This is a genomic window from Pedobacter psychrodurus (assembly GCF_004331735.1).
Lineage (GTDB): Bacteria > Bacteroidota > Bacteroidia > Sphingobacteriales > Sphingobacteriaceae > Pedobacter > Pedobacter psychrodurus.
In genome coordinates, this window is sequence record NZ_SJSO01000029.1 from 52,488 (window position 1) to 68,187 (window position 15,700).

A 15,700-nucleotide genomic window follows, 5' to 3' on the forward strand; every position below is an offset into this window, starting at 1 on the left:
ATATTGCAATTTGAATTAACAATGCCATAGTTGCCGATATGCACATTTGCGTTAATTACACAGCCCGGGGCAATGCCGTTTCCTACACCAATTTTAATCGAAGGGCTGATGTAATTGTGGTGGTGGATGATATTGATGAACGGATAGCCTTTGTTTTCTAACAGCTTAATAATAGATTTTCTTTCATAACTGCCTATTGCCCCAATTAATGCAATATTTAAGGCAGCGGGATGTTTTTCTAAAAAGATGGTAGCGAAATAATGGGCTTCGTTAGGTTTGGATGATTTTCAGCATCTTCTAAATTGATTATATATCCCGTTAAAAGATACTCACCCGAGCCATTAAAATACTCGCTAAGTTTAGTGGCATGTTTACCGACACCCAATAGATATACATTAATCATCGTTCTTATTCCTGTTAGGAGTAATTTGTTAAGTCTAATATATGCTTATACAAGCAAAATTAAATGATGTGCCGATAAAACTTAAGAATGTATCGATAAAGATATAATAGGTTTTGGAAGATTCTTGCAAAAGAAAAGCCGTGAAGAGAATCTCAACACGGCTTTTCGTTATTTTTTAATTTATTAATTATAAACAAAAGTTCCTTTTTCGCTTTCGATGGTTACCTGTTTCTGCTCGCCTTTTTCTACGCGACCGATAATCTGCGCATCGATATTAAAGCTTTTAGAAATTTCGATAATATTTTGAGCAATCTCCTGAGGGACATAAAGCTCCATACGGTGCCCCATGTTAAATACTTTATACATTTCTTTCCAATCGGTACCCGATTGTTCCTGAATTAATTTAAACAGGGTAGGGATAGGAAATAAGTTATTCTTGATTACATGGATATCATCATTGATGAAATGTAACACCTTGGTTTGTGCGCCACCACTGCAGTGTACAATACCATTAATCTGACTGCGATAGCTTTCTAGAATCTTTTTAATTACAGGAGCATAAGTGCGGGTAGGCGATAATACCAATTTACCAACAGTGGTTTTACCGAATCCTTCGATATCTATTTCTTCTGTTAATTGTTTCTTTCCAGAGAAAACCAGATCGAAAGGAACAGCCGGATCGAAACTTTCAGGGTAATTATTAGCTACTGATTTATCAAAAACATCATGACGGGCAGAGGTTAATCCGTTCGAGCCCATACCACCATTGTATTCCGTTTCGTAAGTAGCTTGTCCGGAAGAGGCTAGTGCCACAATTACGTCGCCAGGTTTAATATTATCGTTGCTGATGATATCTTCACGTTTTAAGCGACAAGTTACCGTAGAATCGACGATAATGGTCCTCACCAGATCGCCTACGTCGGCAGTTTCGCCACCGGTAGAATAGATCGAAATACCCTGCTCGCGTAAATCGGCCAAAATTTCTTCTGTACCATTAATTACCGCGGCGATTACTTCACCTGGGATCAGGTTTTTATTCCTGCCAATTGTGGAAGATAAGAGGATATTATCGGTTGCACCAACGCAGATTAAATCATCGATATTCATGATGATGGCATCTTGTGCAATACCTTTCCAAACGGAGATGTCTCCAGTTTCTTTCCAGTATACGTAGGCTAAAGAAGATTTGGTGCCTGCGCCATCTGCATGCATGATATTACAGTATTGCTCATCACCACCTAAAATATCGGGGATAATTTTGCAGAATGCTTTAGGGAAAATTCCTTTATCGATGTTTTTGATGGCATTGTGCACATCTTCTTTTGAGGCTGAAACGCCGCGTTGATTGTACCTGTTATCACTCATGTTGGCGCAAAGATAGTTTTTTAAGGTGGAAGGTAAAAGGGTAGAAGGTAGAAAGTCGGGAGTCGGGAGTCCGAAGTCTGAAGTCGATGGGTCGAATATTAATTTGGCGTTGAGATTTTAGCTGTACAGGCTTGTCTTAACAATATCATTGAGAGGTTTTGGAAGTGAAGGTTGGGTTTTCATGGCGGCTTGCTGTCCCGCTTTTCCTCCTGCCGTTTTTACTTTATACTGAGTGGACATAAATATTTAATTATTTTTTGCTCCTATGCCGCAGGGCATCAAACTTTTGAGGCATCAAAAGTATGCAAAACCGGAGCTTTAGCGGAGCTCATTCATGCCTATAAAACAATAAATAACCATGAATAAATGCTTTGTCAATCCGGCAAGGTGGCTTCTCAATGCCCCATTCTCATCAAAAAAACAGCGGCACTTCGTTTAATCAGGTATTGTCTATGTTTTCTTTGGTCTGATTGAGCCCTTCGGGGTTTGTGTTCAATTTATATTAAACTTTGAATTCATTGCAAATGAACACAAAACCACTGCGTTTCAGGTTTGGTAGTACTGTTCGCACCATTGTGCACCTGTTTTTTTGATTCTCCTGCCACTTGGGATTGACGGCGTCCTTCGGTAAAGCCTGTGGTTTTTCAAAGCTGGTTAGCATGACGCCCAAAACTATTCGTAAAAAAGGTATCCACGCACGGTTGGACTTTATGTAAGGACGGTACAATCGGGCTTAAGGTACTGAGGGTTGTTTGATATGGCGGGTTTTTCCTGCACAGGCCTAACTTAAATAAACCTGATTGCATGGATGCTGTGAAAGATTGATTAAAATCTTGCGAAAATTATTACAGCAGGAAGGAAAGCAGGGCTGCTTTAACCAATGAGCATTGCAATTGCTTTCCTAAATAATAATTTTTGACCACCTGAGCACATCTAAGTTTTTACCACAAAGACACAAAGGCCACAAAGAATTGAAGCTGTTTAATGGCTTGAAGATTGCTTCACCGATGAAAAATCGGTTCGCATCCGATAGCTATCGGATGACGGATTTGTGGAATGAGACAACTGAAAATGAACAAAATAAAAAAGGCGTAGAGTGAACCCTACGCCTTAAATCTTTTAGCTTACGCCTTTCTTATTTCATGAATAATAATTCTCTGAATTTTGGTAAAGGCCAAACGCTATCGTCAACAATTTGTTCTAATTTATCGGCGTGGTAACGGATGGTATCGAAGTAAGATTTAACTTTCTCATCGTAAGCAATCGCTTTCTCGCGGGTATCTTCGATTTTGTTGGTTAATTTACGTTCTTCTAACATGGCGTCGATATTGGTTTTAACAATATCTAAGTGTTCTGATAATTTTTTAACAATATCTAATGATGATTTGCTTTCAATACCAAGTTCTTTTAATCCTTTAACGTTTTCGATTAAAGCATTTTGGTAAGCAATTGCTGCAGGGATAATAGCGGTGTTAGCTACTTCGCCCATAACACGTGCTTCGATCTGTAGTTTTTTATAGAAGTTTTCTAACATGATTTCATGACGGGCATGAATCTCACGTGCACTATAAATACCAGTTGAGGCAAATAACTCAGCAGATTTTTCAGTTAAATAAGCATCTAAAGCTTTTGGTGTAGTTTTGATGTTTGATAAACCGCGTGTTGCAGCTTCATCTTCCCACTCCTGGCTATAACCATTACCTTCGAAACGGATGTTTTTAGATTCTTTGATGTATTTTTTGATCACTGTTAATAAAGCGATGTCTTTTTTATCACCTTTTTTGATCAATTTATCAACTTCAACTTTAAATTTAACCAATTGCTCGGCCATAATCGCGTTTAAGATCGTCATTGGAGCAGAAGAGTTTGCTGAAGATCCAACAGCTCTAAGCTCAAATTTATTACCTGTAAATGCGAATGGAGAAGTACGGTTACGGTCGGTATTATCTAATAAAATCTGAGGGATTTTAGGAATACCTAACCAAAGTGCGTTATCTTCTTTGATTTTTTTGCTGATACGTGAGTGCTCAATCTCGTCTAACACATCGTTCAATTGAGAACCTAAGAAGATAGAGATAATTGCAGGTGGAGCTTCGTTAGCACCTAAACGGTGATCGTTGCTTACTGATGCAATACTTGCACGTAATAAATCGGCATGCTCGCTAACGGCTTTAATTGTATTTACAAAGAAAGCAAGGAACATTAAGTTATTTTTAGGTGTTTTACCTGGTGCCAATAAGTTTTTACCGGTATCGGTAATTAACGACCAATTGTTGTGTTTACCTGATCCATTGATACCTGCGTATGGTTTTTCGTGTAATAATACACGGAAGTGGTGACGACGGGCAACTTTCTCCATCAAATCCATCAATAATTGATTGTGATCGATAGCTAAGTTGATTTCTTCATAAATTGGTGCACACTCAAATTGAGAAGGTGCAACCTCATTGTGACGGGTTTTTAAAGGAATACCTAATTTTAAAGCTTCGTTTTCGAAATCTACCATGTAGCTGAATACGCGCTCAGGGATAGAACCGAAATAGTGATCTTCTAGTTGTTGGCCCTTAGCAGACATGTGTCCGAATAAAGCACGGCCAGTTAATAATAAGTCTGGGCGGGCATTGAACAACGACTCATCAACCAAGAAATATTCTTGTTCGATACCTAAAGATGCATTTACTTTAGTAATACTTTTATCAAAGTATTGGCAAACATCAACTGCTGCTTTATCAAGCGCAGATAATGCTTTTAATAATGGTGCTTTATAATCCAAGGCTTCACCGGTATATGATACAAATACTGTAGGGATACATAGTGTTTTACCTGCTTTGCTTTCCATGATAAAAGCTGGAGAAGAAGGATCCCAGGCAGTATAACCACGCGCTTCGAAAGTATTACGGATACCTCCGTTAGGGAAACTAGATGCATCTGGTTCTTGTTGAACTAAAGCGCTACCAGCAAATTTTTCAATTGCACCTTCGCCGCTAGGCTCAAAAAATGAATCATGTTTTTCAGCAGTTGTGCCAGTTAATGGTTGGAACCAGTGCGTATAATGTGTTGCACCAGCTGCCATAGCCCAAGATTTCATTGCCGTCGCAATCTGATTAGCGTCTTCTGCGTTAATTAACTCACCCTGGTTGATAGATGATATTAATTTTTCATATACGTCCTTAGATAAGAAATCTCTCATTTTTCTCTTATCAAATACATTAGCGCCAAAAAAGTCAGAAATTTTTGCTGATGGTGATTTAACTTCTGGTGAAATTCTGTTTTGAGCCTCTTTTAATGCGATGGTTCTTAAGCTTTTCATTAATTTGTTATGTTTTTTGTCAAAAATAGTATATTTTCTTAATCTTCGTAAAAGAATCGTATTATTTTTATGAATTTTATTGAAAATGAAATAAAAAAATGTTTTTCGGATGAAAAATTTCATTTTTTGTAAAGAATATAGATTTTTCGAATGTTTTATGGAATTGAAGATTTTGCTGCATCATGCTTTAAAAATAAAAGCTATGTTCAACTCTTCAATTAACGTATACAAAACCGAGTGGCTCGATCTTGTATTTGCAAACCGCAACAAAAACTATGGCGCTTATGATCTCAGATCTAAATCTTCGTCGATTATGACAAGAGTGCTTTTTGTATCTGGAAGCTTATTTATCCTCTTGTGTTTCTCTCCTTTAATCTATGCTAAACTGTTTCCAAAAGAAGCAGTAATTATAGAAATAGTAAGGCCTGTTGATTTACCTAATGTGATCCATCAGATGAAACCAAAGACCCCTGAACCTGAGAAAAAGATTGAACCTGTAAAAGCTGATCCGGTAAAGGTTAAAACTGTTGCTTTATCGCAGAATATTGTTGTTGTAAATAAAGTAGATCTTCCAGATCCACCAACTGTTAAGGATATCCAGGATGCAGTGATCAGTGATAAAACGCAAGATGGAATTATAGCCCCCAATTTGGTAATCCCAGATAATAAAGGTAATGGTACAGGCACAGCCAAAGATGGTGCAGAAAACGGTGATCCGAATGCTGTTTTAACGATAGGTGGAGTAGATGAATATCCTGAATTTAACGGTGGTGCTAAAGCCTGGTCTAAATATATGGAACGTAATTTAAGGTATCCATCAAGGGCGCAGGAGGAAGGTGCTGGAGGAAAAGTATTTGTAAGTTTCGTGGTAGAGAAAGATGGTTCTATTACTGATGTATCAGTAATTAAAGGGGTTGGTTTTGGTTGTGATGAAGAAGCCATTAAAGTGATTAAAAAATCACCGCTTTGGAAACCTGGTAAAAATAAGGGCGTTCCGGTGCGTGTGAGATATAATATGGCCATTAATTTTACTATTTCTAATTAAAGCATTCAAAAATGAAAAAGTCCTTTTTAATATTGATGCTCGTGTGTTTTACAGCTACTTATCTAAGTGCGAAGGATGTAAACCATGTTGATACTTCAAAAATATACAGCGTTAAACTGGCGAATACCGATTTAAAAAACGGAAGCGTTAAATTTCTAATTCGCGGTGGCATTGTATCTATTTATGTTAAAGGGCAGGAGCTATTTGAAAAGAAATATGCTGTAGATTATTATGATTTTGGTTGTATAATGCATGCTAATATTTCCATTGAAGATTATAATAAAGTTGTAGCTTCTTTTATGGACCGGAAATATGGAAGGGGCTGGCGCAAAGAAGTGAGGAAGGATATTCAAGGGATTTAGGGGGATGGAAGAGGTGAGAGGGAGAATGTAAGATGGGGGATGGAAGAGGGATGATGGTTGAACTTTTCTATTAATGCTCTTATAGAAAAATGTGAGGTTGGGTAAATTGAAACGGTTTGGGCGAAAGCTCAGGCCGTTTTTTTTGTACTAGTGGGCGGTTATCATGTCCCGGTTTTTGATCAATAGCGGAGCGGAAATATAGCTATAAAACCGCCTCTACGGTAAATATTTATTGTTGACTTTTTGGAAAGCAAGAACAGAACCTTTTTGTAATTACAGTCCCGCCCTTTGTTTCAAAACCTCGCCCTCGTATCTCGGGCTGCGGGTTTTCCACTTTGGTCGGGTTTAGGTGTCAAGGCTGGTAGCGCTATTAAAGGTTTATTGCGAGCGAAGAAACAGGCCGTATGCCGAAGAACAGGCTTTTGTTCAATAAACCCGACAGAGCGGTTAGCCCGCAGTGGAGTGCAGCGGAACGAGGACTATAAGCGATGGCGGGTGTACAGCAGCTATGAAAAGTGGAACGCTCGTTTCCTAATAAAACAATTATGTAGCACGCTTTTGTTAATGTTGATCTTTATTTTCAGCGCTAGCGGCACGATGCTTTATAAACATAAAATGGATGATGGTTGTAATTCCATCATCCATTTTATATCTTCCATCAGGTAATTATCCTTTATTCTCTATCCACTTGCGTGCATTTACAAAGGCTTCCATCCAAGGCGAAACCTCATCTTTACGGCCATGTGGATAATTAGCCCAGTGCCATTGGAACAATGAACGTTCAATGTGCGGCATCATTACCAGGTGGCGACCACTTTCATCGCATAACATTGCGGTGTTGTAATCTGAGCCATTCGGACTAGCCGGATAAGTTTCGTAAGCATATTTGGCTACGATTTTATATTTGTCTTCTGCGTATGGTAACGAGAATCTACCTTCACCATGTGATACCCAAACACCTAAAGTGCTTCCGGCCAGTGTAGATAACATGACCGAATTGTTTTCTTGTAAGGTTAACGAAGTGAAAATACTTTCGTGCTTGCCACTTTTGTTGTGCAGCATTTTTGGTTTTTCTTCGTGGTCTTTATTAATTAAGCCCAGCTCAACAAATAACTGACAACCATTACACACTCCAACTGATAAAGTATCAGGACGGGCAAAGAATTTCTCTAAAGCTACCCTTGCTTTTTCGTTGTATAAAAATGCACCTGCCCAACCTTTGGCTGATCCTAAAACATCAGAGTTAGAGAAACCACCCACTGCACCGATAAACTGAATATCTTCTAAAGTTTCTCTTCCGGTAATTAAATCGGTCATGTGTACATCTTTTACATCAAAACCTGCCAAATACATGGCATTGGCCAATTCGCGTTCGGAGTTACTCCCTTTTTCGCGGATAATGGCTGCTTTTGGTTTTGGTTTAGTAGGATCGATTATAGGTTTCTTTCCATCAAATTGTAATGGGAAAGTGTAATTTAAAACATGGTTTTTATAATTGTTGTAACGTTCTTTTGCCAGGCCGTTACCAGTTTGTTTGTTATCTAGCAGGTATGAAGTTTTAAACCATACATCACGTAAGTGATCAATGTCGAAACTAAAGTTATCTGCAACGTTTTTAACGTCCAGTTTAGCTGATGTGTTAACCTTACCAATTTTATAGAAAGCAACTCCGGCCTGTGCGAAAGTTTCTTCAACGGAAGCATCAGCCTGGAAAACGATACCGATATTCTCTGCAAATAATACTTTAATACTATCAGCTTCTGCTAACGAAGACAAATCGATCGAAGCGCCTAAATCGCGGTCAGCAAAACACATTTCCAATAAGGTTGTAATTAAACCACCACTACCAATATCGTGACCAGCCTGGATTTTGTCTGCTTTGATTAATTGTTGTAGTGTATTGAAAGCTGTTTTAAATTGATCAGCTTCCTTAACATCAGGTGTTTCTGTACCGATTTTGTTTAAAATCTGCGCGAAAGATGAACCACCTAGTTTATAACTGTCGTTAGATAAGTTAATGTAGTAAATCGATCCGCCATCTTTTTGAAGTACGGGTTCAACCACTTTTGTGATATCGTCACAATTTGCTCCGGCAGAAATAATCACAGTTCCAGGTGCAATAACATCGCCATCTTTGTATTTCTGCTTCATCGATAACGAATCTTTTCCGGTTGGGATATTGATTCCTAGATCGATAGCAAAATCAGAACAGGCTTTAACTGCGGCATATAAACGGGCATCTTCACCTTCGTTTTTACAAGCCCACATCCAGTTGGCAGAAAGTGAAACACTTTTTAAACCATCTTTTAAGGGTGCCCAAACAATATTCGATAGTGATTCTGCAATCGCATTGCGGCTACCAGCAGCTGGATCAATCAGCGCCGAAAGTGGTGCATGGCCAACTGAAGTGGCAATACCTTCTTTACCCTGAAAATCTAAAGCCATTACACCACAATTGTTTAAAGGTAGTTGTAACGGACCTGCACATTGCTGTTTGGCAACGCGGCCACCCACACAACGGTCTACTTTATTGGTTAACCAATCTTTAGCTGCAACCGCTTCTAATTGAAGCACCTGTTCTAGATAGGTGTTTAATTCGTTGTTGTTATATTCGATGGCTTCGTATTTACGGTCGATGGTTTTATCGTCCATTACAATTTTTGGTGAACTACCAAACATGGCAGCCAATTCAAAATCCATTGGTTTTAAACCTGTTGTTGCAGATTTAAAGGTAAAACGATGATCGCCGGTTACTTTACCTACGGTATACATTGGTGAACGTTCGCGGTCGGCTATTTTTTGTAAGGTTTCGATATGGTCGTTGCCGATTACCAATCCCATTCTTTCCTGCGATTCGTTACCGATAATTTCTTTAGCCGAAAGGGTAGGATCGCCAACTGGCAGTTTATCCAAGTCGATTAGGCCACCTGTTTCTTCAACCAGTTCTGATAAGCAGTTTAAATGGCCACCCGCACCGTGATCGTGGATAGAGATAATTGAGTTGTAATCACTTTCTACCATACCACGAACAGCATTGGCTGCTCGTTTTTGCATTTCAGGGTTTGACCGCTGGATCGCATTTAATTCAATGCCGCTTCCGTGCTGTCCGGTATCTGCAGATGAAACTGCTGCACCACCCATCCCGATTCTATAATTTTCTCCACCCAGAATAACGATATTATCGCCTTCTTTTGGTTTAAGTTTTTGTGCCTGGCTGGCTTTACCGTAACCGATACCACCTGCAAGCATAATTACTTTATCGAAGCCCAATTTTCTGCTGTTTTCTTCATGCTCGAAAGTTAAAACTGAACCAGTAATTAGCGGTTGTCCGAATTTATTTCCAAAATCTGTAGCACCGTTTGATGCTTTGATGAGGATATCCATTGGTGTTTGGTACAACCATTGTCTTTCTTCAACACCTTTTTCCCATGGGCGGTTATCTTCTAAACGCGAAAGGGCGGTCATGTAAACGGCAGTTCCTGCTAAAGGCAACGAACCTTGTCCGCCTGCTAAACGGTCTCTGATTTCACCTCCCGAACCTGTTGCAGCACCATTAAAAGGCTCAACAGTGGTGGGGAAATTATGGGTTTCTGCTTTTAAGGAGATTACCGATTCGAAATCGCTTGTGGTATAATAATCAGGCTCATCGGCACGTTTAGGTGCAAATTGTTGCACTTTAGGGCCTTTTATAAAAGCTACGTTATCTTTATAGGCAGAAACAATATCGTTAGGATTTTCTTCTGATGTTTTGCGGATCAACTTAAATAAAGAAGTAGGCTGCTCTACACCATCGATTACAAATTTGCCATTAAAAATTTTATGACGGCAGTGTTCTGAATTCACCTGAGAGAAACCAAAAACTTCAGAATCGGTTAATGGTCGTTCTAATTTTTGTGCTAACGTATTTAAGTATTCAACTTCTTCATCACTTAAAGAAAGCCCTTCCTGTTTATTATAAGCTGCAATATCGGTGATTTCTAAAATCGGTTCTGGTTTGATGTTGATCGTGTACACCTCTTGATCAAGCTTATTGTATTTTTGGGAAAGCATGGGATCAAAATCAGCAAAGTTTTCGTCAACTTGCTTAAATTCTTCAATCCTGATGATTCCCTGCATGTCCATGTTTTGGGTAATCTCTACTGCGTTGGTACTCCATGGAGTAATCATTGCTGCTCTTGGCCCAACGAAAAAGCCTGTTAGGGCTGTTTCTTGCGAGATTTTGGCGCCGCCAAATAACCATTCAAGTTTAGTAATATCAGTGGTAGAAAGCGCTTTGTCTGTTTGTAGAACAAAAATCGCCTGCGATTGACTAAGGAAGAAATGAATCATGCTTTTTTTTTGAAGTTGCAAAAATAGCTTTTTTAAATGAAAAAAATGGTGTAGTGGAGGGATTGAATGAGAGAATTTTGAATGATTGAATGTCAAAATATAATGATTGAATGAGAGAATGATTGAATGACAGAATGTAGAATTAATGAATGTTGAAATAATTATTGGTTGATTCAATTAGAGAATGTGCATTTTTGCCTCAACGCTAACTCACTCATTTACTCATTCAAAATTCAATCACTATTTATGCTTCGCATCCACCACATCGCCATTATCTGTTCTGATTACGAAAAATCGAAAGATTTTTATGTAAATAAATTGGGTTTTACGGTGTTGGCAGAGGTTTACCGATCGGAAAGAAAATCGTATAAATTAGATTTGGCAGTTAATGGTGTGTATCAGATCGAGCTTTTTTCTTTCGAAAATCCTCCTGCGAGGCCATCGCGGCCAGAGGCTCAGGGTTTACGTCATTTAGCTTTTGAAGTTGATGATATAGAAAAAGAGATTTCGCGGTTAAATGATCAGGGCATAATTACTGAGCCGATCCGTATTGATGAATTTACGGATAAAAGATTTACTTTTTTTGCTGATCCGGATGGACTACCTCTAGAATTGTACGAAAAATAAAGGTTCACAAATAAAAATTTATAACGCTCAAAAATGAAAAAAATACTCTTCTGCAGTGCATTGGTTTATGCTTCTTTAAATCTTTGCGCTCAATCTCAAATTAAATACACTGGGAAAATAGAAACAGGATATCATATTTTTCTTGCAAGGCCGCTAAAGATTGATGCTGGTGAAGGTTGGATGGGTTATCAGCTCGTGGGAACACCTAATGGGCTAGATTTAAGTTTGGTTAACGGTGTAAGTTTTAAAGATAACCTGCGTTTAGGTTTAGGTGTTTCCTATCTCAACTACGGTGGGATTAATGGTTATTCAGTTTTTGGTGATCTGGAATATGTAACTATAAAGGCTAGAATTGCTCCGGTATTTAATCTGAAGATAGGTAGTAGTCATATTAACAATCAATATGGTGATGGTTCTACTGAAACGGTTGTTGATTTTAGTGGTGGCGTTGAGCATAGGGTAGGAAAAAAATTAAGTTTACAATATAAAGCAGGATTCCGGTTTGTTCATCAATCAATTTTTTTACCGATCAGGATAGGCGCGAGATTTTAATATTTATATGAGTATTTTTAAGTTCAAACAATTTGAAGTCGACCAAACGGGTTGTGCCATGAAGATTAATACCGATGGCGTATTACTTGGCGCAACAGTTACTCATCCTTCGCCTGAAGCTATCTTGGATATTGGAACCGGAACTGGTGTAATTGCATTAATGTTGGCTCAACGTTTTCCTGATGCATGCATACACGCTGTAGAAATCGATGAGCAAGCTGCGGAAACTGCTGAAAAAAATTTTCAATTTTCAGTTTTCAATCAGCGGTTAACCATTAACCATATATCAATTGAGCAATATGAGTATGCTCAGCAATTCGACCTGATCGTTTCTAATCCGCCCTTTTTTGTGAATGATTTAAAAAGCGAAGAATTTAGGAAAGGCATAGCCCGGCATGCAGATGAAGATTTTTTTAGCATGCTTGTTAAAAAATCAAGTGAGTTATTGGCAGATGAAGGTATGATTTGGTTAATCCTTCCGGTAAAACAGGCAAATGAAGTTATTAGTACCGCTGCGGGCTATGGTTTGTCGCTTGCGGAGCGGATCCATATTCATTCTGATCAAAGCAAACCCACCTTTAGACAGATGATCTGTTTGAAAAAGGGTGAAACTGTTTTAAAAGAAAGAGACTTTAATATTTATGAATCTTTAAAACAGCATACGGCAGCTTATAAAGAATTGCTCAAGGATTTTTTCCTGGCCTTTTAGATTAGGGTTTATGATGGATAAGGGGGTAGGTGGCAATGGTAACATAGTATAACTGTTGTGTTACTTTTTTATAATATTTAACCATCATTTTTAAAATATTTGTCAATCGTTGCAGGTATTGTTTTAGATTAAAGTGGTCGAAATATTTTGCTAATCCTGTAAATTACGGGGCACAATTAACTTTACATAATGAAAAAAATAGGATTAATTTCTGATACCCATGGTTTTTTGGATGATGCGGTTTTTAAACACTTCGATGGTGTAGATGAAATTTGGCATGCCGGAGATTTCGGGCCTAATGTAGCCGAAGCTTTAGCAGCGTTTAAACCTTTGCGTGGTGTGTTTGGAAATATCGATGATAATACAATTAGGGCGGAGTTTCCAGAACAAAATCGATTTAGCTGCGAGGGGGTCGATGTTTGGATGACTCATATCGGCGGATACCCAGGTAGATACTCGTCGTACGTTAAGCCAGAAATATACACTAACCCTCCTAAATTATTTATTACGGGACATTCGCATATTTTAAAAGTAATGTTCGATGAAAAAATAAAATGCCTGCATATAAACCCCGGAGCAGCGGGAAAACACGGTTGGCACAAAGTGAGAACACTCATTCGATTTTGCATAACTGATGAAAATATTCATACCTTAGAGGTTATAGAGTTATCGGGTAGATAATGTAAAATATACACTAAGTATGGTTTGTGGCGTTAAAACACTAGGACAATTTATTATAGAAAAACAGGCCGATTTCCCATATGCTAAAGGAGAACTTTCTAGGTTATTAAGGGATATTGCTATTGCCGCAAAAATTGTAAACCGCGAAATTAATAAAGCTGGTTTAGTTGATATTTTAGGTGATATGGGAACCACTAATATTCAAGGTGAGGAACAAAAAAAATTGGATGTATATGCTGATGAACAATTCATTGCTGCGCTAACCAGTGGTGGCGAGTGCTGTATTGTGGCTACTGAAGAAGAAGATGAAATTATCCACATCGAATCGCCGGTTTCGCAAAACGCTAAATATATTGTTTGTATCGATCCTTTAGATGGTTCTTCAAATACTGATGTGAACGTAGCGGTTGGCACTATTTTCTCTATTTACCGCAGAAAATCGGTTGATGGCAGAGCCAGTATAACTGATGTATTGCAAAAAGGAACAGAACAGGTGGCTGCCGGTTACATTATTTATGGTTCATCTACCATGTTGGTTTATACCACAGGAAAGGGGGTTAACGGTTTTACGCTAGATCCGTCGATTGGTGAGTTCTGCCTTTCGCACCCTCAGATGAAAATACCCGAAACAGGTTATATGTATTCAGTAAACGAAGGTAATTATGTACACTTTCCTGATGGTGTTAAAAAGTACATCAAATACTGCCAGGTAGAGGATGAGGCCACTAAACGCCCATATACTTCGCGTTATATTGGTTCGATGGTTGGCGACATCCACCGGAACTTAATTAAAGGTGGGATTTATATTTACCCAACTACTTCGCGCTCGCCTAATGGAAAGTTAAGGTTGTTATACGAATGTAACCCAATGGCTTATATTATTGAGCAGGCTGGAGGGAAAGCCAGCACAGGGTTTGATCGTATACTCGATATTGAACCAACAGAATTGCATCAAAGGGTTCCGATTTTTATCGGATCAAAACATATGGTAGAAAAGGCTGAAGAAATGATGTTATTGTATACCGCAAAATCGATCTCAATTGATGCCCACGTAGAAACGAAACTAGAGAATTTAAATGTAGTTGGCGGAATTGATTAAAGCTAACTAAATTTTGCTTCTCTCTACTTCAAAAAAAGTATCGATAGCCAGGTTTTGCTTGTCTTGCGAAGCAAAAACAGCTAAACGGTCGCAACGTTCATTCTCCGGGTGATCGTTGTGACCTTTAATCCAAATGAATTTCACTTTGTGAAGTTTATATAGTTCCAGAAATCTCAACCACAGGTCTTTGTTTTTTTTATCTTTAAAATTTTTGGTTACCCAGCCGAAAAGCCATTTCTTTTCCACAGCATCTACTACATATTTCGAATCGGAATAAACGGTTACTTGTTGATTTAAGCTTTTTAAGGCTTCTAATCCTTTTATAACAGCCAATAGTTCCATGCGGTTATTCGTGGTCATCCTAAAGCCGCCACTTAATTCTTTATAGTGTTGTCCTGCCCTTAAAATTGTACCCCAACCACCTGGTCCTGGGTTTCCGCTAGCTGCTCCGTCTGTATAAATTTCGATCATAAACGTTGTAAAGTTATGTTTTTAGGTTTAAAATAGCTTGTTTTATCTGCATCTGGATTTTTTTTTCAATTTCAAATAATTGAATGTTAAGGAATTAAAAATTTGTTGTAAAAACTTTGAAAAAATATTTGCAAGAAATATTAAAAGTCGTACTTTTGTGACACTAAAAAATACGGTGGTTGTAGCTCAGTTGGTTAGAGTATTGGTTTGTGGTGCCGAGGGTCGTGGGTTCGAGCCCCATCAGCCACCCTTTATGGGACAAAGACATTTTCGAATGGTTTTGTCCCTTTTTTTTTGATTGTAATTATCTGTTTTCCAGTTTGATATATAGTTATTTATTTGGATCATGGGGGTTCGATGGGATCAAGCAAAAAAGTTGGGGATTTGAGAAGTTTATTTAATTTTGTTCAACATTATTGTTTTGGACACCTCAATACTATCTTTTATACTCCCTGAAGGCTTAACCGAATACTTTGAACTTGATAGGTTTGAAGTTACTGAAGGCTCTTATCATATTTATCTTTTAGAAAAAAACATTCATCCTGAGGAATATTCAGGTGAGAAATTGATTTCTAAAGGCTTTTTCGATGAAATTACCGTTCGAGACTTTCCCTTACGTGGCAAGCCTTGTTTTTTGAAAGTGAAGCGACGTAAGTGGCAAAACCTTAATGCCAAAAAGATAGTTTTCAGGGATTGGAACCTGGTTGCCGATGGCACTAAGATGACTACTGAGTTTGCATTTTTTTT

The 15,700-nt window shown here is 38.3% G+C and carries 14 protein-coding genes and 1 tRNA gene; 10 read left to right on the forward strand and 5 right to left on the reverse strand.

All coding sequences use genetic code 11. The features are described from left to right. Positions 1 to 38: 38 nt before the first annotated feature. Complete coding sequence (locus EZ456_RS25705; RefSeq protein WP_262712022.1) at positions 39 to 161, forward strand: hypothetical protein; 123 nt, start codon at positions 39 to 41, stop codon at positions 159 to 161. Between the two features lie 77 nt (positions 162 to 238). Here EZ456_RS25705 and EZ456_RS25455 read toward each other — a convergent pair whose 3' ends face one another. The 3 genes from EZ456_RS25455 to EZ456_RS22805 all read right to left on the reverse strand — a co-directional run bounded on the left by EZ456_RS25455 (position 239) and on the right by EZ456_RS22805 (position 5,078). Beyond that, complete coding sequence (locus tag EZ456_RS25455) at positions 239 to 403, reverse strand: hypothetical protein (protein WP_205945157.1); 165 nt, start codon at positions 401 to 403, stop codon at positions 239 to 241. 183 nt (positions 404 to 586) lie between these two features. Continuing rightward, a complete protein-coding gene (locus EZ456_RS22800) occupies positions 587 to 1,768 on the reverse strand; it encodes an AIR synthase related protein (RefSeq protein WP_131534166.1) in 1,182 nt (393 codons plus the stop codon). A gap of 1,135 nt (positions 1,769 to 2,903) precedes the next feature. After that, positions 2,904 to 5,078 (reverse strand): glutamine synthetase III family protein, encoded by a 2,175-nt coding sequence (locus tag EZ456_RS22805; protein WP_131534168.1) that lies wholly within the window; start codon positions 5,076 to 5,078, stop codon positions 2,904 to 2,906. A 109-nt stretch (positions 5,079 to 5,187) separates the two neighbouring features. On the opposite strand from EZ456_RS22805, the gene EZ456_RS22810 reads away from it, so the two are divergent. Further along, complete coding sequence (locus EZ456_RS22810) at positions 5,188 to 6,123, forward strand: energy transducer TonB (RefSeq protein WP_131534170.1); 936 nt, start codon at positions 5,188 to 5,190, stop codon at positions 6,121 to 6,123. A gap of 11 nt (positions 6,124 to 6,134) precedes the next feature. Further along, positions 6,135 to 6,485, forward strand: coding sequence for an FEKKY domain-containing protein (locus EZ456_RS22815; protein ID WP_131534172.1), 351 nt, complete (start codon positions 6,135 to 6,137; stop codon positions 6,483 to 6,485). A gap of 666 nt (positions 6,486 to 7,151) precedes the next feature. On the opposite strand, the gene purL is transcribed toward EZ456_RS22815, so the two are convergent. Then, complete coding sequence (gene purL / locus EZ456_RS22820; protein ID WP_394343149.1) at positions 7,152 to 10,814, reverse strand: phosphoribosylformylglycinamidine synthase; 3,663 nt, start codon at positions 10,812 to 10,814, stop codon at positions 7,152 to 7,154. A 246-nt stretch (positions 10,815 to 11,060) separates the two neighbouring features. On the opposite strand from purL, the gene gloA2 reads away from it, so the two are divergent. The 5 genes from gloA2 (at position 11,061) to fbp (ending at position 14,482) form a co-directional block, all read left to right on the forward strand. After that, positions 11,061 to 11,441 carry an SMU1112c/YaeR family gloxylase I-like metalloprotein gene (gene gloA2, locus EZ456_RS22825; protein ID WP_131534176.1) on the forward strand — a complete coding sequence of 127 codons (381 nt, stop codon included), beginning with the start codon at positions 11,061 to 11,063 and terminating at the stop codon, positions 11,439 to 11,441. Positions 11,442 to 11,474: 33 nt separating this feature from the next. Then, positions 11,475 to 11,993 (forward strand): hypothetical protein, encoded by a 519-nt coding sequence (locus tag EZ456_RS22830; RefSeq protein ID WP_131534178.1) that lies wholly within the window; start codon positions 11,475 to 11,477, stop codon positions 11,991 to 11,993. Positions 11,994 to 12,051: 58 nt separating this feature from the next. Next, positions 12,052 to 12,702, forward strand: a complete 651-nt coding sequence (locus EZ456_RS22835; protein WP_225876603.1) for a tRNA1(Val) (adenine(37)-N6)-methyltransferase — start codon at positions 12,052 to 12,054, stop codon at positions 12,700 to 12,702. 189 nt (positions 12,703 to 12,891) lie between these two features. After that, on the forward strand, positions 12,892 to 13,383 hold the full coding sequence (locus EZ456_RS22840) for a metallophosphoesterase family protein (RefSeq protein ID WP_131534182.1): 492 nt from the start codon (positions 12,892 to 12,894) through the stop codon (positions 13,381 to 13,383). A 19-nt stretch (positions 13,384 to 13,402) separates the two neighbouring features. Then, positions 13,403 to 14,482, forward strand: a complete 1,080-nt coding sequence (gene fbp / locus EZ456_RS22845; RefSeq protein ID WP_131534184.1) for a class 1 fructose-bisphosphatase — start codon at positions 13,403 to 13,405, stop codon at positions 14,480 to 14,482. 6 nt (positions 14,483 to 14,488) lie between these two features. Here the strand turns inward: fbp and rnhA are convergent, their stop codons facing one another. Beyond that, positions 14,489 to 14,953 carry a ribonuclease HI gene (gene rnhA / locus EZ456_RS22850; RefSeq protein WP_131534186.1) on the reverse strand — a complete coding sequence of 155 codons (465 nt, stop codon included), beginning with the start codon at positions 14,951 to 14,953 and terminating at the stop codon, positions 14,489 to 14,491. 175 nt (positions 14,954 to 15,128) lie between these two features. Between rnhA and EZ456_RS22855 the strand changes: the two genes are divergently transcribed. Both EZ456_RS22855 and EZ456_RS22860 read left to right on the forward strand, forming a co-directional pair. Then, a tRNA-His gene (locus tag EZ456_RS22855) sits at positions 15,129 to 15,202 on the forward strand. Between the two features lie 172 nt (positions 15,203 to 15,374). Next, positions 15,375 to 15,700 (forward strand): ISAon1 family transposase N-terminal region protein (locus tag EZ456_RS22860; protein WP_131534189.1); only part of this gene is annotated, 326 nt, incomplete at its 3' end.

Coding starts and splice junctions, on each gene's coding strand:
- EZ456_RS25705 (WP_262712022.1), top strand. CDS start 39: ATGCACATTTGCGTTAATTACACAGCCCGGGGCAATGCCGTTTCCTAC.
- gloA2 (WP_131534176.1), top strand. CDS start 11,061: ATGCTTCGCATCCACCACATCGCCATTATCTGTTCTGATTACGAAAAA.
- EZ456_RS22810 (WP_131534170.1), top strand. CDS start 5,188: ATGAAAAATTTCATTTTTTGTAAAGAATATAGATTTTTCGAATGTTTT.
- EZ456_RS22815 (WP_131534172.1), top strand. CDS start 6,135: ATGAAAAAGTCCTTTTTAATATTGATGCTCGTGTGTTTTACAGCTACT.
- EZ456_RS22805 (WP_131534168.1), bottom strand. CDS start 5,078: ATGAAAAGCTTAAGAACCATCGCATTAAAAGAGGCTCAAAACAGAATT.
- EZ456_RS22800 (WP_131534166.1), bottom strand. CDS start 1,768: ATGAGTGATAACAGGTACAATCAACGCGGCGTTTCAGCCTCAAAAGAA.
- rnhA (WP_131534186.1), bottom strand. CDS start 14,953: ATGATCGAAATTTATACAGACGGAGCAGCTAGCGGAAACCCAGGACCA.
- purL (WP_394343149.1), bottom strand. CDS start 10,814: ATGATTCATTTCTTCCTTAGTCAATCGCAGGCGATTTTTGTTCTACAA.
- EZ456_RS22830 (WP_131534178.1), top strand. CDS start 11,475: ATGAAAAAAATACTCTTCTGCAGTGCATTGGTTTATGCTTCTTTAAAT.
- fbp (WP_131534184.1), top strand. CDS start 13,403: ATGGTTTGTGGCGTTAAAACACTAGGACAATTTATTATAGAAAAACAG.
- EZ456_RS25455 (WP_205945157.1), bottom strand. CDS start 403: ATGATTAATGTATATCTATTGGGTGTCGGTAAACATGCCACTAAACTT.
- EZ456_RS22840 (WP_131534182.1), top strand. CDS start 12,892: ATGAAAAAAATAGGATTAATTTCTGATACCCATGGTTTTTTGGATGAT.
- EZ456_RS22835 (WP_225876603.1), top strand. CDS start 12,052: ATGAAGATTAATACCGATGGCGTATTACTTGGCGCAACAGTTACTCAT.